The 20,685-nt window shown below is 60.3% G+C and carries 16 protein-coding genes, 1 tRNA gene and 1 pseudogene; 11 read left to right on the forward strand and 7 right to left on the reverse strand.

The features are described 5' to 3' along the window. Window positions 1-356 precede the first annotated feature (356 nt). Both AACX99_RS22240 and AACX99_RS22245 read left to right on the forward strand, forming a co-directional pair. Window positions 357-617 (forward strand): annotated as a pseudogene (locus AACX99_RS22240) (HAMP domain-containing protein); the annotation flags it as partial. Further along, window positions 591-1,475, forward strand: coding sequence for a methyl-accepting chemotaxis protein (locus AACX99_RS22245; RefSeq protein WP_445261880.1), 885 nt, complete (start codon window positions 591-593; stop codon window positions 1,473-1,475). The pseudogene AACX99_RS22240 and the gene AACX99_RS22245, both read left to right, overlap by 27 nt. 105 nt (window positions 1,476-1,580) lie before the next feature. Here the strand turns inward: AACX99_RS22245 and AACX99_RS16170 are convergent. Further along, window positions 1,581-1,667: transfer RNA gene (locus AACX99_RS16170), tRNA-Leu, on the reverse strand. A 215-nt stretch (window positions 1,668-1,882) separates the two neighbouring features. On the opposite strand from AACX99_RS16170, the gene rnr reads away from it, so the two are divergent. From rnr to dnaB, 7 genes are all read left to right on the forward strand, one after another. Continuing rightward, entirely contained in the window at window positions 1,883-4,429 is a 2,547-nt protein-coding gene (gene rnr, locus AACX99_RS16175) for a ribonuclease R (RefSeq protein ID WP_339413372.1), read from the forward strand. After that, entirely contained in the window at window positions 4,426-5,178 is a 753-nt protein-coding gene (rlmB, locus tag AACX99_RS16180) for a 23S rRNA (guanosine(2251)-2'-O)-methyltransferase RlmB (RefSeq protein WP_339413374.1), read from the forward strand. Before rnr ends, rlmB begins: the two co-directional genes overlap by 4 nt. Window positions 5,179-5,431: 253 nt before the next feature. Next, window positions 5,432-5,854 carry a 30S ribosomal protein S6 gene (rpsF, locus tag AACX99_RS16185; protein ID WP_339413376.1) on the forward strand — a complete coding sequence of 141 codons (423 nt, stop codon included), beginning with the start codon at window positions 5,432-5,434 and terminating at the stop codon, window positions 5,852-5,854. Between the two features lie 28 nt (window positions 5,855-5,882). Continuing rightward, window positions 5,883-6,113, forward strand: coding sequence for a 30S ribosomal protein S18 (rpsR, locus tag AACX99_RS16190; RefSeq protein WP_069519637.1), 231 nt, complete (start codon window positions 5,883-5,885; stop codon window positions 6,111-6,113). Between the two features lie 36 nt (window positions 6,114-6,149). After that, window positions 6,150-7,031 carry a hypothetical protein gene (locus tag AACX99_RS16195; RefSeq protein ID WP_339413379.1) on the forward strand — a complete coding sequence of 294 codons (882 nt, stop codon included), beginning with the start codon at window positions 6,150-6,152 and terminating at the stop codon, window positions 7,029-7,031. Between the two features lie 21 nt (window positions 7,032-7,052). Further along, a complete protein-coding gene (gene rplI, locus AACX99_RS16200; protein WP_298186889.1) occupies window positions 7,053-7,499 on the forward strand; it encodes a 50S ribosomal protein L9 in 447 nt (148 codons plus the stop codon). A gap of 119 nt (window positions 7,500-7,618) precedes the next feature. After that, window positions 7,619-9,013: a replicative DNA helicase gene (dnaB, locus tag AACX99_RS16205; RefSeq protein WP_304869401.1), complete on the forward strand. Its 1,395-nt coding sequence runs from the start codon at window positions 7,619-7,621 to the stop codon at window positions 9,011-9,013. Window positions 9,014-9,036: 23 nt separating this feature from the next. On the opposite strand, the gene AACX99_RS16210 is transcribed toward dnaB, so the two are convergent. Then, the gene (locus AACX99_RS16210; RefSeq protein ID WP_339413387.1) at window positions 9,037-9,738 is read right to left on the reverse strand and encodes a helix-turn-helix transcriptional regulator; all 702 of its coding nucleotides are present in this window, start codon (window positions 9,736-9,738) and stop codon (window positions 9,037-9,039) included. 61 nt (window positions 9,739-9,799) lie between these two features. Next, window positions 9,800-10,165, reverse strand: coding sequence for a VOC family protein (locus tag AACX99_RS16215; RefSeq protein WP_339413388.1), 366 nt, complete (start codon window positions 10,163-10,165; stop codon window positions 9,800-9,802). Between the two features lie 255 nt (window positions 10,166-10,420). Here AACX99_RS16215 and alr point away from each other — a divergent pair, with 255 nt between their 5' ends. Beyond that, window positions 10,421-11,500 (forward strand): alanine racemase, encoded by a 1,080-nt coding sequence (gene alr / locus AACX99_RS16220; RefSeq protein WP_339413389.1) that lies wholly within the window; start codon window positions 10,421-10,423, stop codon window positions 11,498-11,500. 1 nt (window position 11,501) lies between these two features. On the opposite strand, the gene AACX99_RS16225 is transcribed toward alr, so the two are convergent. After that, on the reverse strand, window positions 11,502-13,406 hold the full coding sequence (locus tag AACX99_RS16225) for a diguanylate cyclase (protein ID WP_339413390.1): 1,905 nt from the start codon (window positions 13,404-13,406) through the stop codon (window positions 11,502-11,504). 121 nt (window positions 13,407-13,527) lie between these two features. Then, window positions 13,528-15,438, reverse strand: a complete 1,911-nt coding sequence (locus tag AACX99_RS16230) for a diguanylate cyclase (RefSeq protein WP_339413541.1) — start codon at window positions 15,436-15,438, stop codon at window positions 13,528-13,530. Between the two features lie 200 nt (window positions 15,439-15,638). Here AACX99_RS16230 and AACX99_RS16235 point away from each other — a divergent pair, with 200 nt between their 5' ends. Beyond that, entirely contained in the window at window positions 15,639-17,954 is a 2,316-nt protein-coding gene (locus tag AACX99_RS16235; RefSeq protein WP_339413543.1) for a YgiQ family radical SAM protein, read from the forward strand. 254 nt (window positions 17,955-18,208) lie between these two features. Here AACX99_RS16235 and AACX99_RS16240 read toward each other — a convergent pair whose 3' ends face one another. Both AACX99_RS16240 and AACX99_RS16245 read right to left on the reverse strand, forming a co-directional pair. Continuing rightward, window positions 18,209-19,474 carry an Hsp70 family protein gene (locus tag AACX99_RS16240; RefSeq protein WP_339413391.1) on the reverse strand — a complete coding sequence of 422 codons (1,266 nt, stop codon included), beginning with the start codon at window positions 19,472-19,474 and terminating at the stop codon, window positions 18,209-18,211. A gap of 158 nt (window positions 19,475-19,632) precedes the next feature. Further along, window positions 19,633-20,586, reverse strand: a complete 954-nt coding sequence (locus AACX99_RS16245) for a lysylphosphatidylglycerol synthase transmembrane domain-containing protein (RefSeq protein WP_445261878.1) — start codon at window positions 20,584-20,586, stop codon at window positions 19,633-19,635. Window positions 20,587-20,685 lie beyond the last annotated feature (99 nt).

A 20,685-nucleotide genomic window follows, 5' to 3' on the forward strand; every position in this document is an offset into this window, starting at 1 on the left:
CGCAAGGCGAGCGCTTGACGCGTCACCTCAATCGACAAGATTCCCGCGTGCGCGCGCTGATGGCTAAGGGTGAGGGTGGTGGCGCATTGGATAAAGTGCTGCAGGCTGCCGCCAATGATTCAGGCGTTTATATCGCCGAGGCGGCTATCAGTCCGATGGGTTCGGATATCGGCAAGGTTTTGTTGGGGGTTTCGACTGCGTCGGTGGATGAGGAGTTGGCGAAGCTGGATCAGCGTTTTGTCAGCCTGATCGATAGCAGTGGGCAGTTGGTTTCCGACAGTTTGAGTGGTGCAGCCACCAGCAGTGCGGATGCCCTGGCGGCGCGTTTGAGCGCGGCGCGTGAGTCGGCCGGCGGCATGGAGCAGAGCAGTCGCAAGGTGGTGCAGGAGGCTGCGGCCGGTTTGCGCTGGAATATCAGCTTGGGGCTGGCTGTGGTGGCGCTGGTGATTCTCTTGGTGTTGGCGCTGGTGTTGGGACGGCGAGTGGTCAGCAAGCTGCACACCTTGATTGCGGTACTCAATGACTGGGCGGCGGGTGAGGGGGATCTGACGCGCCGGGTCGAGCTCAATAGCCGTGATGAAATTGGCGATATGGCGGCAGCGGTCAATCGCTTTGTTGCCAAGCTGCAGCCGATTGTGCGCGAGGCGGGTGAGGTGGCATCGCTTACCGGGCAAGAAATTGGCAATCTGGCCTCGCGCAGTGCCGCTGCCGAGTCGGCTGCTGAGCGTCAGCGTGATGAGGTGGCGGGCAGTCTGCAAGCGTTGGCGGAAATGGCCGGTGAGGCGCAGGCGGAAAGCCATGCCATGCGCGAGGCGTTGCAGCGCGTCGGCGCGATTCGCCAGGCGGCGGATGAGAATGCCGCAATTGCGCTGCGCGTAGGTGGCTCGATTGAAGAGTTGGTGCGGCGTGTGGAAACCGGCTCGGCGGTAATCGAGCGGCTGGCCAAGCAGAGTGAGCAAATTGAGGTGGTGCTGACGGTGATTCGCTCAATCGCCGAGCAGACCAACTTGCTCGCCCTGAATGCGGCAATTGAGGCGGCGCGTGCCGGGGAGAGTGGTCGCGGTTTTGCTGTGGTCGCGGATGAAGTGCGCGCACTGGCCAGCAAGACGCAGCAGTCAACCGGTGATATCCAAACCCATATCGGTGCGCTGCAGCAGGGTGCGCGCGAAGCGGTTGAGGCGATTGGGCAGGCTGGCAAGCAGGCGGATCAAGGTCTGGCGGCATTGCGCGAAAGTGCGCGAGTGCAGCAATCGGTGCGTGAGGCGGTGGAGGAGGTGCATGGTGCGATCAACACTGCTACCGAGGCCGCCGCGCACCAGGCTGAGGGGGCGGACGCAGTGCGTGGGCGTGTCGAGGTGATTCATGTCGAGGCGCAGCGTGCGGCGGAGGCGGTGGCGGCGACGGCGAATAGCGGTCGGGTGCTGGATGGCTTGGCGAAGAAGCTCAAGGCCAGCCTGGGACAGTTTCGCGTTTAAACCGATTCAGGGCGGGCGCGTCTAGTGCCTGTCCAGTTGCTCGCAGCTTGCCGGGTTAAATCGCAGGCAATAAAAAACCGAGCCAGTGGCTCGGTTTTTTTGAATTGGTGCCCAGGAGAAGACTCGAACTTCCACGACCGTAAGGTCACCAGCACCTGAAGCTGGCGTGTCTACCAATTTCACCACCTGGGCATTGATTGCAAAACTTGCTTATTTGCTATCAACTACAACGCGGTTAACTTCGTTTCCCGTCGTTGTGGCGCGCATAATACGGACCGTGTTTTTACTTGTAAACCCCTGTTGTTAAAAAATTTTATTCTGTGTGCCGGGCTGACCTGGACAGTGGTTTCGCGCTTCAATAGGCACATGGCAAACCGAATTTGTGTAGATAAGGTGAATTACCTCTAATGGCCGATTGGCAATCCCTCGATCCCGAGGCCGCTCGTGAAGCGGAAAAATACGAAAATCCCATTCCAAGTCGCGAGCTGATTCTGAAGCATTTGGATGAGCGCGGCTCTCCAGCAGCTCGCGAAGAGCTGGCCGATGAGTTTGGCATGGCCACTGAAGAGCAGCTCGAAGCGCTGCGTCGCCGTCTACGCGCCATGGAGCGCGATGGCCAACTGATCTATACCCGTCGCGGCACTTATGCCCCGGTCGACAAGCTTGACCTGATCCTGGGCCGCGTCAGCGGGCACCGCGATGGCTTTGGCTTTCTGGTGCCGGATGACGGCAGCGATGATCTGTTCCTGAGCCCTGCGCAAATGCGCCTGGTGTTCGATGGCGACCGTGCATTGGCGCGGGTTTCCGGCCTCGATCGTCGTGGTCGCCGCGAAGGTGCCGTGGTTGAAGTGATCTCCCGTGCCCACGAAAGCATCGTCGGTCGTTACTACGAAGAAAGTGGCGTCGGCTTTGTTGTTGCCGACAACCCGAAGATTCAGCAGGAAGTGCTGGTAACGCCAGGGCGTAACGCCGGTGCCAAGCAGGGCCAGTTCGTTGAGGTGAAAATCACCCACTGGCCGACTACGCGCTTCCAGCCCCAGGGTGATGTTGTTGAAGTAGTAGGCAATTATATGGCCCCGGGTATGGAAATCGACGTTGCCTTGCGCAGCTACGATATTCCTCACGTCTGGCCCGAGGCCGTAGTCAAAGAGGCGCGTAAGCTCAAGCCGGAAGTTGAGGAGAAGGACAAGGAGAAACGCATCGATCTGCGTCATCTGCCGTTCGTCACCATTGATGGTGAAGATGCCCGCGACTTTGACGATGCGGTGTATTGCGAGAAGAACGGCAGCAACTGGCGGCTGTTCTCCGGCGGCTGGAAGCTTTATGTCGCCATCGCCGACGTTTCCCATTATGTGAAGATCGATTCGGCACTGGATGCCGAGGCTCAGGTGCGTGGCAATTCGGTGTACTTCCCGGAACGGGTTATCCCGATGTTGCCGGAAGAGTTGTCGAATGGCCTTTGTTCTCTGAACCCGCATGTTGATCGTCTGGCGATGGTTTGCGAGATCAGTATCTCGAAAACCGGCAAGATGACCGATTACCAGTTCTATGAAGCGGTGATCCATTCCCATGCGCGGCTGACCTATAACAAGGTCAGCGCCATGCTTGAGCAGCCCAAGGGCAGTGAAGGCAAGGCGTTGCGTGGCGAGTACAAAGAAGTGCTGCCGCACCTCAAGCAGCTGTATTCGCTGTATCAGGTGCTGTTGGCTGCGCGCCATGAGCGTGGTGCCATCGATTTTGAAACCCAGGAAACGCGGATCATCTTCGGGGCAGGGCGCAAGATCGCCGAGATTCGTCCAACCCAGCGTAACGATGCGCACAAGTTGATCGAAGAGTGCATGCTGGCCGCCAACGTGGCCACGGCTGCGTTTATGCAGAAGCATGAAATCCCGGCGTTATATCGCGTGCACGACTGTCCACCGCCGGAGCGCGTAGAGAAACTCAAAGCGTTCCTCACCGAGCTGGGACTGTCGCTGCACCGCGGCAAATCGAAGGACGGTCCGTCGCCCAAGGATTACCAGTTGCTACTGGAAAGCATCCGCGAGCGCCCGGATTACCACCTGATCCAGACCGTAATGCTGCGCTCGCTCAGCCAGGCGGTGTACAGCGCCGATAACCAGGGCCACTTCGGCCTGAATTACGACGCGTATGCGCACTTCACCTCGCCGATTCGTCGCTATCCGGATTTGTTGATCCATCGGGCGATTCGCAGCGTGGTTCGCTCCAAGCTCGACACGCCGCACGTCAAGCGTGCCGGTGCGGCGATCATGCCGCGAGCGCGTATCTACCCGTACGACGATGCAATTCTTGAGCAGCTTGGTGAGCAGTGCTCGATGTCTGAGCGCCGCGCCGATGAGGCCACTCGCGATGTAGTGAACTGGCTCAAGTGCGAGTTTATGAAAGATCGCGTCGGTGAAACCTTCCCGGGCGTGATCACTGCGGTGACTGGTTTCGGTCTGTTCGTCGAGCTGAAGGACATCTACGTCGAGGGGCTGGTGCATGTCACCGCCTTGCCAGGAGACTACTACCACTTTGACCCAGTGCATCACCGTTTGGCGGGTGAGCGCAGTGGTCGTAGTTTCCGTCTTGGCGATAGCATTGAGGTCAAGGTCATGCGCGTTGATCTGGACGAGCGCAAGATTGACTTCGAGCTGGCTGAAGGCAAAACGGCAGTGCCGGCCGGTCAGCGCCGTGGTGGTTTTGAATCGGCAGCGGGTAAAACCGGTCGTCGTAGCGAGCGTGCTGCGCCCGGTAATACCGATGTAGAGAAGAGCCGTGCACTGAAGAAGTCGCTGCTCAGTGATTCGAAGGGCAAAACCAGCAAAGGCGCGGCCAAGGGCGAGTCGGCCAAACCGGCCAGCAAAGCTGGCAAGTCGGGCGCGCATCGTAAGGGGGCTCCTGCAGGTGGTGCGCCGGCGTCTGGCGGTCCACGCAAGCGTAAGGCGAAGTCATGAGCCAGCTGGAAAAAATCTACGGTGTGCATGCCGTAGAGGCGCTGCTGCGTCATCACCCAAAACGGGTTAAGCAGATCTGGTTGGCCGAAGGCCGTAATGATCCGCGGGTGCAGGTGCTGCTGGCGCTGGCGGCGGATGCGCGGGTTGCTGTTGGCCAGTGCGAGCGCCGCGAGATGGATGCCTGGGTCGAGGGCGTGCATCAGGGTGTGGTGGCTGATGTCAGCCCTAGTCAGGTGTGGGGCGAGGCGATGCTCGATGAGCTGCTTGACCGCACTGAGGGAGCGCCCTTGTTGCTGGTGCTCGACGGTGTGACTGATCCGCACAACCTTGGCGCTTGTCTGCGTACTGCCGATGCGGCTGGCGCGCTAGCCGTAATTGTGCCGAAGGACAAATCCGCAACGCTCAACGCTACGGTGCGCAAAGTTGCCTGCGGTGCGGCTGAAGTGATTCCACTGGTGGCCGTGACTAATCTGGCGCGCAGCCTGGAGAAGCTCCAGCAGCGCGGGCTGTGGGTGGTTGGCACTGCCGGCGAGGCTGAGATGGAGTTGTACGAACATGATCTGACCGGGCCGACCGTGCTGATCATGGGGGCTGAAGGCAAAGGTATGCGTCGGCTGACCCGTGAACACTGCGATTACTTGGTCAAGTTGCCGATGGCGGGTAGCGTCAGCAGCCTCAACGTGTCAGTAGCAACCGGTGTGTGCCTGTTCGAGGCATTGCGTCAGCGCAAGGCTGGCGGCAAGAAGTAATCCGGTGCGGGCGCCCGCAAGGCGCCCGCTACTGTTGAGCTCTAATTGCACCTTTTTTGCTCAGGCACTCGCGCCGAGTTGTTCAAATAATCACCAGTTCACCTTGCGTGCGGCAGGGGGCTTCACTAGAATGTCGCCCCTTGCCGCGACGGCAGGTGCTTTTGCGCCTTTCTGTTTCAGCAAGACAAACAAGTGAACTTCACTCCTTGCCTGACCGTATTTAGCGGCAGGCTACAACCCGTAAGGAGCATTTATGCGTCATTACGAAATCATCTTTCTGGTTCACCCGGACCAGAGCGAGCAAGTCGGCGGCATGGTTGAGCGTTACACCAAGCTGATCGAAGAAGACGGCGGCAAGATTCACCGCCTGGAAGATTGGGGCCGTCGTCAGCTGGCTTACGCCATCAACAACGTCCACAAAGCTCACTACGTGATGCTTAACGTTGAGTGCACCGGTAAAGCCCTGGCTGAGCTGGAAGACAACTTCCGTTACAACGATGCCGTGATCCGTAACCTGGTCATCCGTCGCGACGAGGCCGTTACTGACCAGTCCGAGATGCTCAAGGCCGAAGAAAACCGCAGTGAGCGCCGTGAGCGTCGTGACCGTCCTGACAACGCCGATTCTAACGATGGCGATGACAGCGACAATAACGACAGCGACAACGCTGACGAGTAATCCACGGATCTATTGAGGAGCCACTCTCATGGCACGTTTCTTCCGTCGTCGTAAATTCTGCCGTTTTACTGCAGAAGAAGTGAAAGAGATCGATTTCAAAGATCTCAACACGCTGAAAGCTTACATCTCGGAAACCGGCAAGATCGTTCCTAGCCGTATCACCGGTACTAAGGCTCGTTATCAGCGTCAGCTGGCTACCGCTATCAAGCGCGCCCGCTTCCTGGCCCTGCTGCCTTACACCGACAGCCACGGCCGCTGAGACCGGATGTTCGACTAGAAGTAAGGGATAGATCGCATGCGCGCCATAGCTGAATTCATTATGCGCGGCCGTATGCAGGCCACTTTGGTGGTTGTAGGTTCTGCGGTGTTACCGCTGTTGTTCTGGCTATGCGCTGCGTCGGGCAGTCTTGTTTTACTCCGGCGCGGTATGAATGATGCTTTCGGTATCTTGGTTTGGGCATTGTTGCCTGCGCTTGTTTGGTGTTTTCTCGGTGATCCGAGCATTCTTCTGATCATGCTAGGGACCTTGGTTTTAGCGCAGGTACTGCGTTTGACAGGGTCTTGGACCAATGCGTTGTTGGCCAGTGTTGTGCTGGGTGGGATGTTTGCGCTGATTTTGGCTGCTACATCCGCAGAGCTGATCGAAGTATTGGCGGACACGATCCGCAAGATGCTGCAGCAGTTTGCGGATGAAAGCCAAATGTCGGTCGAGCAGCTTGCAAACTTGCATGAGTCGCTGATCCCGGTCGTTACAGGGCTTTTGGCTTCCTCGCTGCAAGTGGCTTGTCTGCTCTGTCTAGTTCTAGCTCGATACTGGCAAGGCGTGTTGTACAACCAGGGTGGCTTCGGCCGAGAGTTTCGCGCGGTGCGTTTAAAGTGGCCTGTTGCGGTGGCGTTGTTGCTCGGTTTTTTGGTAATGCCAAAGCTGGGTATGCAAGCAGCCGTATTTGCACCTATTTGCACCGTTCCACTGCTGTTCGCTGGGCTCGCTTTAGGTCATGGGCTCATTGAAATGAAGCGTCTCTCCAGCTTTTGGCTGATAGGGATGTACGTAGCAGTGTTTATGCTTGGGAACCTGATCTGTCTCTTGGCTGTAGTTGATGGTCTGTTTGATTTTCGCGGTCGCCTTGCACGCAAAAGTGATGTTGGCTCGGGCCCCGCGAACGGTGAAGGTTAAAAGTTAAGAGGTTATTACCAAATGGAACTGATCCTGCTGGAAAAAGTCGCCAACCTGGGCAACCTGGGCGATAAAGTGAATGTTAAGGCCGGTTACGGTCGCAACTTCCTGCTGCCATTCGGCAAAGCAACTGCTGCAACCCCAGCCAACGTGGCTGCGTTTGAAGCACGTCGTGCCGAGCTGGAAAAACTGGCTGCCGAGAAGAAAGCTTACGCTGAATCTCGCGCTGCTCAGTTGGCTGAACTGGAAGTCACCATCACCGCTACCGCGGGCGATGAGGGCAAACTGTTCGGCTCCATCGGTACTCACGACATCGCTGAAGCCCTGACCGCCTCCGGCGTTGAAGTGGCCAAAGCTGAAGTGCGTCTGCCGAACGGCACCATTCGTCAACTCGGCGAATACGACGTAGCCGTGCACCTGCACAGCGACGTTGAAGCAACCGTTAAGGTTGTCGTAGTAGCAGCCTAATAGGCTCGCGACTAAGTGGACTTGCACTCAGGTGCCTGGCCGCTAACAATCAGGCACGACATTGCGCAAGCGGTGTCGTGCCTTTTGTTTTGTGAACACAGAATTTTGCCCAGAGCCTTATGAACGACATCAGCCTGCCCGAACAGTACGACCTGCAAACCTCCGCCCTGAAGGTGCCGCCGCACTCGATCGAGGCGGAGCAAGCGGTGCTGGGCGGCCTGATGCTCGATAACAATGCCTGGGAGCGCGTGCTCGATGCGGTGTCCGATGGCGACTTCTATCGTCACGATCACCGCCTGATCTTCCGCGCGATCTTCAAGCTGGCCGAGCGTAACCACCCCTTCGATGTGGTGACTGTATCCGAGCAGCTGGACCAGGAAGGGCAGTTGTCGCAAGTCGGCGGCCTGGCCTATCTCGGCGAGCTGGCGAAAAACACGCCGTCGGTGGCCAACATCAAGGCCTATGCACAGATCATTCGTGAGCGCGCCACGTTGCGCCAGTTGATCGGCATCAGCGGTGAAATCGCCGACAGCGCTTACATGCCACAAGGCCGTACCGGCGCCGAGATTCTCGATGAGGCGGAACGGCTGATTTTTCAGATCGCCGAAGCACGGCCGAAGACCGGTGGTCCGGTGGGGATCAACGATATTCTGGTCAAGGCCATCGACCGTATCGACACCCTGTTCAATGCCGGCGACGCGATCACCGGTCTGTCCACCGGCTTTACCGATCTGGATGACCTGACCAGCGGCCTGCAGCCGGCCGACCTGATCATCGTCGCCGGCCGTCCGTCGATGGGTAAGACCACCTTCGCCATGAACTTGGTGGAAAACGCGCTGATGCGCAGCGATAAGGTGGTGATGGTGTACTCGCTGGAGATGCCTTCCGACTCCATCGTGATGCGTATGCTCGCCTCCCTCGGGCGCATCGATCAGACCAAGGTGCGTGCTGGTCGTCTGGACGACGACGATTGGCCGCGGTTGACCTCGGCGGTCAATCTGCTCAATGACCGCAAGCTGTTTATCGACGACACCGCCGGTATCTCGCCCTCGGAGATGCGCGCGCGTACTCGCCGCCTGGCCCGTGAGCACGGTGAGATTGGCCTGATCATGGTCGACTACCTGCAGCTGATGCAGATTCCTGGCTCCAGCGGCGACAGTCGAGTCAACGAGATTTCTGAAATCTCCCGCTCGCTGAAGGCCCTGGCCAAGGAGTTCAATTGCCCGGTTATCGCTCTGTCGCAGCTTAACCGTGGCCTCGAACAACGCCCGAACAAGCGCCCGATCAACTCCGACTTGCGTGAGTCCGGGGCGATCGAGCAGGACGCCGACATCATCATGTTCGTCTACCGTGACGAGGTGTATCACCCCGAGACCGAGTACAAGGGCGTCGCTGAAATCATTATCGGCAAGCAGCGTAACGGTCCGCTGGGGACGGCGCGGCTGGCGTTTCTCGGCAAATTCTCGCGTTTCGAGAACCTGGCGCCAGGTAGCTACCAGTTCGACGATGAGTGATCTGGCGCGCGGGCTTCAGGCGTTTAGCTTTTGTACAACGGCGCGATGGCGTGCTCGCCTAGATAGGGTTTGAGGTAGTCCTCCAAGCGTTGACCTTCTACCGCGTCAAAGGTCTGCGCAAGGTCATACAGCTGCTCCACGCGGTCGATGCGGAAGTTGCGAAAGTCGTTGCGCAGCTCACACCAGCTGCACAGGGTCCAGGTTTGCCCCCAGAAGAACAGCCCTAGCGGCCAGACGCAGCGTTGGCTGGTTTCGCCGCGTTCATCGCGGTAACTGATCAGCAGTTTATGGTGCTGGCGAATGGCCTGGCGCAGCTGGCCGAGCCAGTGCACAGGGTACGGATTGGTTTCGGGGGCAAACAGCTGGTTGCGGTTGAGCTCAGCACGCAGCTCGTTGGGCAGCACGCTGTGGATCTTCGCCAGTGCCGATTCGGCGGCCCTTTGCAGTTGTGGGTCCGCCCAGGCCTTGACCATGCGTGCGCCCACCAGCAATGCCTCAATCTCCTCGCGCTCGAACATCAGGGGCGGCAAATCCATCGGTTGGCGTAGCACGTAGCCGACACCGGCCTCGCCTTCCAGCGGTACTCCAGAAAGGGATAGATCCTGAATATCGCGATAAATCGTGCGCACCGATACCTGCAGGCGCTCGGCCAACCACTGGGCGGTGGTCAGGCGACGGCTGCGCAGAAATTGCACGATTTGGAATAGACGGTCGGCGCGCCTCATGTTGCCTCGGGTGTTCTCTTTGGATTACCAGGGCGCGCTGACGCGCCCCGGCATGCTGGGTTTAGGACATGCTGTGCAGGCCCACCTCATTACCTTCGCTGTCTTTTATCACAGCGATAAAGCCATGCGGCGCGATCGACATCTTGCTGTGGATAATCACGCCTCCGGCCGAGGGCACTCGGTTTACCACGGCATCCAGTTGGCCCTCGACGTTTAGGTAGACTCGGGTACCGCCAATACCACTCTGTTGCTCGGCGGACTCGCTCAGGCAGCCACCTACACCGCTGTCCTGTGCATGAGGGAACAGGGCCATGCGCCCGCCCATGCCTTCCATTACCTCCAGCGGCGTGGCCAGGGTGCGCTCATAAAAGCCACGGGCACGCTCGAAGTTGCTGACAAATAGCTCGAACCAGTTGATCGCATTCATGTTCTCTCTCCTTGATGATTGTGGGCGACAGGCAGCGGCAGTATCTGACGGCGCGTTCTAGCCTGTGGAACCCACTCTAGAGGAGTGCTACTGACAGCTTATTGTCAGTAGCTTTTGCTTCGGGGCAATTAAATATCAGGCGCTAACCGCAGCGGCGCAGGTATGTGGCATGTGCTGATGCTGAGCGACCTGGCGCTTGCAGCCCAAGAGCTGAGGGTTAAGATGCTCGGCTTTAGCCTGCCGTGGAGCCCTTTCATGCGTCCTCTTGTTGCCACTATCGACCTGTCAGCCATCACCCATAACTATGCGGTGGCCAAGCGCTGTGCGCCGGGGCGACAGGCGTTTGCGGTGGTTAAGGCAAATGCCTATGGGCATGGTGTACGCGAGGTGGTGACGGCCCTGCACGATGTTGCCGACGGTTTTGCCGTGGCTAGCCTGGAAGAGGCCGCCGAGGTGCGCGCGCTGCACGGTGACGCGCGGATTCTGTTGCTCGAAGGCTGCTTCGAGGCGGACGAATACCAGTTCGCCGAGCAGCTTGGGCTGGATGTGGTGCTGCACAGTGAGCAACAGGCGCAGCAGCTGCTTTCCGCCAGCTTGGCACGGCCGCTGAATATATGGCTGAAGCTGGACAGCGGCATGCATCGCCTCGGTTTCAGCGCCGCTGCCGTGCGTGAATGGCACGGCCGTTTACAGGGTGCAGCGTCAGTAGCCGAGCTTAACCTGATCAGCCACTTCGCCTGCGCAGATGAGCGCGGCAGCGATGCCGCCGAGCTGCAACTTGAGCAATTTCTCGACTTGCTGGATCTGGATTTCACCCGGCGCTCGCTGGCCAACTCGGCGGCGATCCTGACCATTCCGGCTGCGCATATGGATTGGTTGCGTCCGGGCATCATGCTCTATGGCGCGACGCCCTGTGCTGATCTGGGCATCGCTGAGCTGGGCCTGCGCCCGGCCATGAGCCTGACCGCGCAGTTGATTGCCTGCCGTGAGGTGGCAGCGGGTGAAATGGTTGGCTATGGCGGCGCCTGGCGCGCCGAACGGCCATCGCGTATCGGCACCGTGAGTTGCGGTTATGCCGATGGCTATCCGCGCCATGCGCCGGCAGGCACGCCGGTTATCGTCCGTGGCCAGCGAGTGGTACTGGTAGGGCGGGTGTCCATGGATATGCTGACAGTCGATCTGACGGATCTACCCGATGCCGCTGTGGGTGATGCCGTCGAGCTGTGGGGTGCACAGTTACCGGTGGATGAGGTGGCGCAGGCGGCCGGCACCATTGGCTACGAGTTGCTGAGCAAGGTCACCGCGCGGGTGCCACGGCGCTACCGTAACAGCTGAGTCAGAGCAGGCCGCTGGGCACGCTGAGTACATCCAGGTGCAGGCGCGCGCTGTTGCTCAGCTCACCGTCTTCGCCGCACACGGCCGAACCCGAGCGACCGCGAGTTTTGACCCGATAGAGCATCTCGTCGGCCGCCTTGTACAGCGCGGTAAAGGTGCCTGCGTGTTGCGGATACAGCGCCACGCCGATGCTGATGGTCACGATCAGCCGTTCGGCCCCGTACATCACGGGTTTGGCCAGCTCGGCGAGCAGGCGGTTGGCGATCTCCCGTGCATGTTCTTCGGCATCCGAGCCGCATACCAGTACGGCAAACTCGTCGCCACCCAGACGTGCCACGGCATCGCCTGCGCGCACATGTTCGCGTAGGCGCAGAGCGATCTGCTGCAGCATCAGGTCGCCGGCATCATGGCCGTGTTTGTCGTTAATCGGCTTGAAGTGGTCGAGGTCGATCAGCAGCAGGGCAATAGCTTCACTATGCCGGCGGGCGTTGGCCAGGGCGGTTTCGCAGCGTTCGACCAGGTGGCGGCGGTTTGGCAGCTCGGTCAGCGGGTCGTGAAACGCCGCGTGCTGCAAGGCTTGTTCACGCTGGCGCAGGCGCTCATTGGTGGCGGCCAGTTCAGCGGTGCGCAGGTCGACCGAGTGCTGCAGTTCGGCCGCATTGGCCTGGGACTGGGCCAGGCGCGCGGTTTTTTCGCGGTCGGCCTGCAGGATCGCGTCGGCCTTTTCCTGTTTGAGAATCTGGATGCGATAAGCCAAGGCAAAGGAGAACAGGATCGCTTCTGCAGCCACCGCCAGCGGAAACAGGTAAGCGGTGGACTCGCCGGGTTGCACCACGCCAGCGGCGCGGAGCACCAGAATCACAAAGCTCAGCAGCACACTGCCGTAGCCCAGCAGGTAGAACAGCGCAGGGGTAAAGCCCTGTTTCCAGCGGATGGCTGCGCTGAGCAGCAGCGTAGGCACGGTGACAATCGGGATCAGCCCGATCAGCAGGCCCGTTTCACTGCGATAGCCGGCCAGATTGACCGCCAGGGCCAGCAGGTAGACCGTGATACAGCCATTGAGAATGGTGTGGGCAATGCGCAGGGTGGTACGGGTGGACAGCAGTTCCTGAGCAAAGCGCAGGATGCCCAGGCTGACCAGAATCGGCAGGGTGATGCGGTCCAGCCAGGCGGGTACTGGGCCGTCGGGCCAGAGGTACTGGAAGCCGTGGCCGCTCATGCTGGCGATAAATACCAGCGACGCCGCCATGGTCAGTACGTACCAGAGGTACGCCGGGTCACGCAGGGCCAGCAGGATAAACAGGTTGTACAGCAGCAGGGCGAGGATCACCCCGTAGATCAGGCCGAGCACCAGATGCTCGCGCTTGGCCAACTGCTCAAGGTCGTGCAGCTGCCAGATACGCAGCGGGAAGGAGTTTCCTGCCGGATCATAGGTGCGTAGGTAAAGGGTTTGTGGCTGCTCGCTCAGCGGCGGCAGTCTGAATACCGCGCGGCGATAATCGTGATCGCGGCCTTCGGCAAAGCCTACGCGCTCACCGGCCTGGCGCAGCTGCCATTGGCCTGCGGCGTTGGGTAGAAAAACTTGCAGGTCGAGCAGGGTGACCGCGCCGACTTCCAGCCACCACTGAGCAGGCGCATCACTGCTGCGTTGCAGGCTGAGTTTGATCCACCAGGGGTTGCTGCTCTGACCGACGCTGGTGCGTCCGGCGGCTGGTTGAAAGCGACTTTGCACGGCGGGATCGGCCATATCGGCAATGCTCAATTGGCCGCCGACATCTTCCAGTAGTTGGATCTGGCCATTGAGCACGCTGCTACTGCTCGGCGCACTCAATAGTATCGGGCTGGCGCCGGCCAGGCCGCTGGTCAGGCTCAGTAGTAGAAATAGGGCTAGGTTTAGGCGCTGCACTGCGGACTTCCCAATGTCGAGTGGCGTTTTCCGCGAGTATAGGCACAGCTGTTCAGGCGGTCACAGAAGTTACCTGCTGGACCTTGGTTTGGCGATAAATGGGCGGCAGGGTCTTTGCTGATCAACTCAGGCCGCTGGGTACATTCAGTACATCCAGTTGCAGCCTAGCGCTGCTGCTCAGTTCGCCGTCTTCCCCGCAGACGGCCGAGCCTGAGCGGCCACGGCTCTTGACCTTGTAGAGCATCTCATCAGCGGCCTTGTACAGCGTGGTGAAGTTGCTCGCGTGGCGCGGGTACAGCGCCACGCCGATGCTAATCGTCACGGTGAGGCGGTCAGCGCCGTAGGCCACCGGCTTAGCCAGCTCATCCAGCAGGCGGCGAGCGATGTCGCGGGCATGCTGCTCGGCATCTTCACCGCAGATCAGCACGGCAAACTCATCGCCGCCCAGGCGCGCCACCGCATCCCCCGAACGCACATGCTCGCGCAGGCGCTGGGCGATGCTTTGCAGCATCAGGTCGCCGGCGTCATGGCCGTATTTGTCGTTGATCGGCTTGAAGTGGTCGAGGTCGATCAGCAGCAGGGCCGTGGCTTCGCTGTGCCGGCGGGCATTGGCCAGTGCCGCTTCGCAGCGTTCGACCAGAAAGCGGCGGTTGGGCAGCTCGGTTAGCGGATCGTGGAAGGCGGCGTGCTGCAGTTCGCGCTCGCGTTCGCTGAGCTGCTGGTTGGCCAGGGCCAGCTCCGCAGTGCGCAGTTTGACGGCACTTTGCAGCTCATCGGCGCTGCCTTGCATCTGCGCCAAGCGTGCGGTTTTTTCGCGGTCGGCCTGTTCCAGGGCTTTGGCTTTTTCCTGCTTGAGCGTCTGGATGCGATACGCCAGAGCGAAAGAGAACAGAATCGACTCGGCCGCCACCGCCAGTGGAAATACATAGGCATTCCAGGTAGCCGGCTGTACCAGGCCGGTGGCGCGCATCAGGGCCAGGCTGATGCTGCCGAGGATCAGGCCGTAGCCGCAGAGATAGAGAAAGGCCGGGAAGTAGCCCTGACGCCAGCGGATCAGCGCCGAGCCCAGCGCCGCCGGGATGCTGGTCAATGACAGCAGGGCGATGATCCAGGCTGCGCTATGACGTTGTCCCAGGCCTTCCAGAGCAACCGCAATCACATAGCAGACGCAGGCCAGGCTCAGCAGATGGTGGGCCCAGCGCACATGACTACGGGTTTGCAGCAACACTTGGGTGAAGCGGCAGGCGCAGAAGCCCCACAGCGACGGCAGGGTGATGCGGTCCAGCCAGAAAGGCACGGGGCTGTTTGGCCATAGGTACTGGAAACCATGGCCGCTCATGCTGAGGATCATCAACAGGGCGCCGGCGGTGGTCAACACGTACCAGAAGTAGGCCGAGTCGCGCAGGCTGAAGAAGATAAACAGGTTGTACAGCAGCAGGGCGGCGATGATGCCGTAGACCACGCCGAGGGCGAGATTCTCTTCTGCGGCCCCTTGGATCAGGTCGTCCAGCTGCCAGGCACGCATTGGGAATGAGTTGCCGGCAGGGTCGTAAGTGCGCATATAGAGGGTCAGCGGGCGCTGATCGAGTTCCGGCAGTTTGAACAGCATATGGCGGAATTCGTGGTCACGGCCTTCGCGGTGGCTGACCAACTCGCCGGATTGGCGTGCCTGCCAGTTGCCGTTCTGTTCTGGTAGATACAGGCGCAGGTCGAGCTGGGTGACGGAACGGACTTCTAGCCACCACTGGCTGGGGGCGTCTGCGCTGTGCTGTAGGGTGAGCTTGATCCACCAGGGGTTGCGGCTCTGGCCAACGCTGGCGCGGCCATTGGCGGGTTTGAAGCGGCTTTGCACGGCCGGGTCGGCCATATCGGCGATGCTCAGTTGCCCGCCGATATCTTCAAGAAGTTCGATGTGCTCATTCAGGGAGGCCCCGCTGCTAGCCGCCGTCAGCTCGATAGCTGCATGCGCCAGGCCACTCGCGAGTGCCAGGCTTAGCGTGAAGAAGATTGAGAAAGCTAAGCGTTGCACCACGTTCACCCCTTGTCCCGGCTGCTGGCCGCCGATGTTATGCGCCCGAGTATAGCCGTAAGCCACTACGCTGCTGCTACAGCGTGGTAGCTATTTCAGCCATTTAACCTAGCGTCTAAGTCGGGGTTGGTTAAAATTTGTGCTATATTCCGCGCCCGCGATTTTCCATCCCTGTTCGCCAACGCCGGTCACTTTCCATGTCCATGCAAGCCGCCAAGCCGTTATTCGATTATCCAAAGTACTGGGCCGAGTGTTTCGGGCCCGCGCCTTTCCTGCCGATGAGCCGGGAAGAGATGGATCAGCTTGGCTGGGACAGCTGCGACATCATCATCGTCACCGGTGACGCTTATGTGGACCATCCCTCGTTCGGCATGGCCATCATCGGCCGCCTGCTGGAGTCGCAAGGCTTTCGCGTGGGCATCATTGCCCAGCCGAACTGGCAGTCGAAAGACGACTTTATGAAGCTCGGCGAGCCGAACCTGTTCTTCGGCGTCGCGGCCGGCAATATGGATTCGATGATCAATCGCTACACCGCCGACAAGAAAATTCGCTCCGACGACGCCTACACCCCCGGTGGCATGGCCGGTAAGCGTCCGGACCGCGCCAGCCTGGTGTATAGCCAGCGCTGCAAAGAAGCCTATAAAAACGTGCCGATCGTCCTCGGCGGCATCGAAGCCTCGCTGCGCCGTATCGCCCACTACGATTACTGGCAGGACCGCGTGCGCAACTCGATCCTGATCGACGCCAGCGCCGACATCCTGTTGTACGGCAACGCCGAGCGCGCCATCGTCGAAGTGGCCCAGCGCCTGTCCTATGGCCACAAGATCGAAGACATCACCGACGTGCGCGGCACCGCGTTTATCCGCCGTGATACGCCGCAGGGCTGGTACGAAGTCGATTCCACGCGCATCGACCGGCCGGGCAAGGTCGACAAGATCATCAACCCGTATGTGAACACCCAGGACACCCAGGCCTGCGCTATTGAGCAGGAGAAAGGCCCGCAGGAAGACCCGAACGAGCCGAAGGTTGTGCAGCTGCTCGCCAGCCCGCGCATGACCCGCGACAAGACGGTGATCCGTCTGCCATCGATGGAAAAGGTGCGTAACGACCCGGTTCTGTATGCCCACGCCAACCGCGTGCTGCATTTGGAAACCAATCCAGGCAACGCTCGCGCGCTGGTGCAGAAGCACGGCGAAGTGGATGTGTGGTTCAACCCGCCACCCATCCCGATGACCACTGAAGAGATGGACTACGTGTTTGGCATGCCCTACGCGCGCATCCCGCACCCTGTCTATGGCAAGGAGAAAATCCCGGCTTACGACATGATCCGTTTCTCGGTAAACATCATGCGTGGCTGCTTCGGTGGCTGCACCTTCTGCTCCATTACCGAGCACGAAGGGCGGATCATCCAGAACCGTTCGGAAGAGTCGATCATCCGCGAGATCGAAGAGATACGCGACAAGGTTCCAGGCTTCACCGGGGTAATTTCCGACCTCGGCGGGCCGACCGCGAACATGTACCGCATCGCCTGCAAGAGCCCGGAAATCGAATCCGCGTGCCGCAAGCCGTCCTGCGTGTTCCCCGGCATCTGCCCGAACCTGAACACCGACCACTCCAGCCTGATTCAGCTGTATCGCAGTGCGCGGGCGTTGCCGGGTGTGAAGAAGATTCTGATTGCCTCCGGCTTGCGCTACGACCTCGCGGTCGAGTCGCCGGAGTATGTGAAGGAGCTGGTCACCCACCACGTCGGCGGCTACCTGAAGATCGCCCCGGAACACACCGAGGAAGGCCCGCTAAATCAGATGATGAAGCCGGGCATTGGCAGCTACGACAAGTTCAAGCGCATGTTCGAGAAGTACTCGAAAGAGGCGGGCAAAGAGCAGTACCTGATCCCGTACTTTATCGCCGCGCACCCAGGCACCACCGACGAAGACATGATGAACCTGGCCCTGTGGCTCAAGGGCAATGGCTTCCGCGCCGACCAGGTGCAGGCCTTCTACCCGTCGCCGATGGCCACCGCCACCGCCATGTACCACTCCGGTAAGAATCCGTTGCGTAAGGTCAGCTACAAGAGTGACGGCGTGACCATCGTCAAGAGCGAGGCGCAGCGCCGCCTGCACAAGGCCTTTCTGCGTTACCACGACCCAAAAGGCTGGCCGATGTTGCGCGAGGCACTGGAGCGCATGGGCCGTGCCGACCTGATCGGGCCTGGCAAGAACCAGCTGATTCCGCTGCATCAGCCGGCTACTGACAGCTATCAGAGCGCGCGCCGCAAGAACTCGACGCCGGCTGGTAGTCATAAGGTCGCCAAGGACACCACCAAGAGCAAGCCGATGCTGACTCAGCATACCGGCTTGCCGCCGCGTGACACCGGTGCTGCGGGTGGTAACCCCTGGGACAAGCGAGAGCAGGCCAAGGCGGCCGCGCAGCTGCGTAACCAGCAGGCGGCCAAGGAGCGCGCCGACGCCGCCAAAGGCAAAGGCAAGAAGCCGGTGAAGAAGCCGGCCGTGCCGCGCTGACTCGGGCGTGATCGGCCGTAGGATGGGTTAGCCGCGCAGCGGCGTAACCCATCAAATCGGTTTCGGCTGCTTGATGGGTATCGCTGCGCTCAACCCATCCTACGAACTGCAGCCATACAAAACGCCAGCGTTGAGCTGGCGTTTTTTAGGGTGGAGGTAGGGCTGCTGATCAGTTCTGTAGGCTGGATGACGCTTTTCTCATCCACCACAGTGCCACGAGTGGTGGATGGATAATGCGCCATCCACCCTACGTTTTAGCCGTAACGCTTGTGCGCTTCAATGGCCAGGCCGCTGCCGATGCTGCCGAAGGTATTGCCTTCCACGTGCTGGGCATTCGGCAGCATTGCCGCGACGCTCTGGCGCAGCGCCGGAATACCGCTGGAGCCGCCGGTAAAAAACACCGTATCGACCTGCTCAACACTGACGCCGGCATCGCCGAGCAGTTGGGTGACGCTGGCGCGCACGCGCTCCAGCAGCGGCTCAATGGCGTTTTCAAACAGCTCGCGGGTCAGCTCGGCGACCAGGCCGTCTTCCAGGCGGCTGAGGTCGATGGGCCGTGCATCCTGCTCGGTGAGGGCGATCTTGCTTTCCTCCACCTGCATGGCCAGCCAGTGGCCGTCGCGGCGCTCGATCAGTTGGAACAGGCGGTCGATGCCGGTGGGGTCGACGATGTCATAGCGCATGCTCTGCAGTTGGCGCTGCGATTGCGCTGAGTACACCGCGTTGATGGTGTGCCAGGTGGCCAGGTTCAGGTGGGTGCTGGTGGGCATCGGTGCATCGCTCTTCATCTTGCTGCCGTAGCCAAACAGTGGCATTACCCCGGCCAGCGAGAGCTGTTTGTCGAAATCGGTGCCGCCGATATGCACGCCGCCGGTGGCGAGGATGTCGGCATGCCGGTCGGCCACGCTGCGCCGCTCCGGCGACAGGCGCACCAGGGAAAAGTCTGAAGTACCGCCGCCGATATCGACGATCAGCACCAACTCTTCCTGGCTAATGCCGGACTCATAGTCGAAGGCCGCGGCAATCGGCTCGTACTGGAACGACACATCCTTGAAACCGAGCTTGTGCGCCACGGCCACCAGGGTGTTTTGTGCTTCCAAATCGGCCACCGGGTCGTCGTCGACGAAGAACACCGGGCGGCCCAGCACCACTTCTTCAAAGGATCGGCCGGCGGTGGCCTCGGCGCGGGTTTTCAGCTCGCCGATAAAGAAGCCGAGCAGGTCCTTGAACGGCAATGCGCTGCCCAGCACCGTGGTTTCGCTTTTCAGCAGCTTGCTGCCCAAGAGGCTTTTCAGCGAGCGCATCAGGCGGCCTTCGTAGCCTTCCAGGTATTCCTGCAGGGCCAGGCGACCATAGACCGGGCGGCGTTCCTCAAGGTTGAAGAACACCACCGAGGGCAGGGTGATCTTGCCGTCTTCCAGCTCAATCAGGGGCTCGGCGTCCGGGCGCAGCCAGCCGACGGTGGAGTTGGAGGTGCCGAAGTCGATGCCGCAGGCGCGGGCGGGCGTAGAAAAGGTCATGCGACGCGCTGTTCCTGAATAATTACCAAGAGGTTTTAGGCATCGTCCAGCGACGGCCTGAGAATGTTCGCCATCGCGAGCGTGAGCCCAAAAACGGCCGCGCATTCTATGCGAGTGCGCAGCGCAATGCTGCCCCGGCGCTCCACTGTTGGTCCGGTTTAAGGCAGTGGTGTATTACTCGGTGGCGTGCGTCGGCTTTGCCACTGTGTCCACTCGAAGCCGAGCACCACCAGCAGCGACAGGGCGAATGGCAGCAGCAGGTAAAAACAGCGGAATACGATCAGCGCGGCGAGTACATTTACTGCCGGCAGTTCGGGCATCGCCGCAAGGAAGGTCACTTCGAGTACGCCAAGACCGCCTGGGGCATGAGACAGCAGCGCCAGCGAGAATGAGGCGAGAAACACGCCGAACACCACCAGATAGCCAGGGTTGTTCTCAGCTGGTAGGGCGAAGTAGATGATCGCTGCGGCGCAGGCCAGCTCCAGCGGGCCTGCCAATAACTGGCGAGCGACAATCCCCAGGCGCGGGTACTCAATATGCAGTTTGCCCCAGTGCCAGGGTTGGAAGCGCCGCCAGGAGCCGAGTACATACAAGGCGACCAACAGCAGCAAAAACACGCCGATGACTTCGGCGACCAGGGGGGAGACCTTGCCCACGCGGTGGATCAGGTCCGGTTGCAGCACCAGCACACAGCCACTGGCCAGGATGGTACCGAGGACGAAGGTGAAGGAGCAGAAGACGATCAGGATGCCGATTTCCTGGGGCGTCATGCCTTTGCTGCGGTAAGCGCGATAGCGCACTAGGGCGCCGGAAAACACCGAGGCGCCGATGTTGTGAGCCAGCGCGTAGGTGGTGAAGGAGCACAGGCTGATAAAGCGCCAGGAAATCTTTTTGCCCAGGTGAGCCAGGGCGATGCGGTCGTACCAGGCCAGGGCGCTGTAAGCCCCGAGGGTGGCGCCTGCGGCCAGCAGCCAATTCAGGAGAGGAATGGCGTGCAAACTGTCGGCGATTTCATCCAGCGAAATAGTACGTACCTGGTGATAGAGCAAGTAGCACGACAGCAGCACGGCTCCGAGGCCCACCAGGGTCCAGATCAGGTCGTTCCTTTTCATCACGTGTGTCGTTCCACTGAGTTCACTCCTTCGCTCTGTGGTGCCCGCACACGACCGGTGCGAAGGCTGCGCAGTATCGCGGAGGTCTCGCCGATGCTC

The sequence above is a fragment of the Pseudomonas sp. EA_35y_Pfl2_R5 genome, assembly GCF_963970805.1.
Lineage (GTDB): Bacteria > Pseudomonadota > Gammaproteobacteria > Pseudomonadales > Pseudomonadaceae > Aquipseudomonas.

Excerpts from the sequence above, each read along its gene's own strand:
- AACX99_RS22245 (WP_445261880.1), top strand. The coding sequence starts at position 591 with ATGGCGGCAGCGGTCAATCGCTTTGTTGCCAAGCTGCAGCCGATTGTG.
- rnr (WP_339413372.1), top strand. The coding sequence starts at position 1,883 with ATGGCCGATTGGCAATCCCTCGATCCCGAGGCCGCTCGTGAAGCGGAA.
- rlmB (WP_339413374.1), top strand. The coding sequence starts at position 4,426 with ATGAGCCAGCTGGAAAAAATCTACGGTGTGCATGCCGTAGAGGCGCTG.
- rpsF (WP_339413376.1), top strand. The coding sequence starts at position 5,432 with ATGCGTCATTACGAAATCATCTTTCTGGTTCACCCGGACCAGAGCGAG.
- rpsR (WP_069519637.1), top strand. The coding sequence starts at position 5,883 with ATGGCACGTTTCTTCCGTCGTCGTAAATTCTGCCGTTTTACTGCAGAA.
- AACX99_RS16195 (WP_339413379.1), top strand. The coding sequence starts at position 6,150 with ATGCGCGCCATAGCTGAATTCATTATGCGCGGCCGTATGCAGGCCACT.
- rplI (WP_298186889.1), top strand. The coding sequence starts at position 7,053 with ATGGAACTGATCCTGCTGGAAAAAGTCGCCAACCTGGGCAACCTGGGC.
- dnaB (WP_304869401.1), top strand. The coding sequence starts at position 7,619 with ATGAACGACATCAGCCTGCCCGAACAGTACGACCTGCAAACCTCCGCC.
- AACX99_RS16210 (WP_339413387.1), bottom strand. The coding sequence starts at position 9,738 with ATGAGGCGCGCCGACCGTCTATTCCAAATCGTGCAATTTCTGCGCAGC.
- AACX99_RS16215 (WP_339413388.1), bottom strand. The coding sequence starts at position 10,165 with ATGAATGCGATCAACTGGTTCGAGCTATTTGTCAGCAACTTCGAGCGT.
- alr (WP_339413389.1), top strand. The coding sequence starts at position 10,421 with ATGCGTCCTCTTGTTGCCACTATCGACCTGTCAGCCATCACCCATAAC.
- AACX99_RS16235 (WP_339413543.1), top strand. The coding sequence starts at position 15,639 with ATGCAAGCCGCCAAGCCGTTATTCGATTATCCAAAGTACTGGGCCGAG.
- AACX99_RS16240 (WP_339413391.1), bottom strand. The coding sequence starts at position 19,474 with ATGACCTTTTCTACGCCCGCCCGCGCCTGCGGCATCGACTTCGGCACC.
- AACX99_RS16245 (WP_445261878.1), bottom strand. The coding sequence starts at position 20,586 with ATGAAAAGGAACGACCTGATCTGGACCCTGGTGGGCCTCGGAGCCGTG.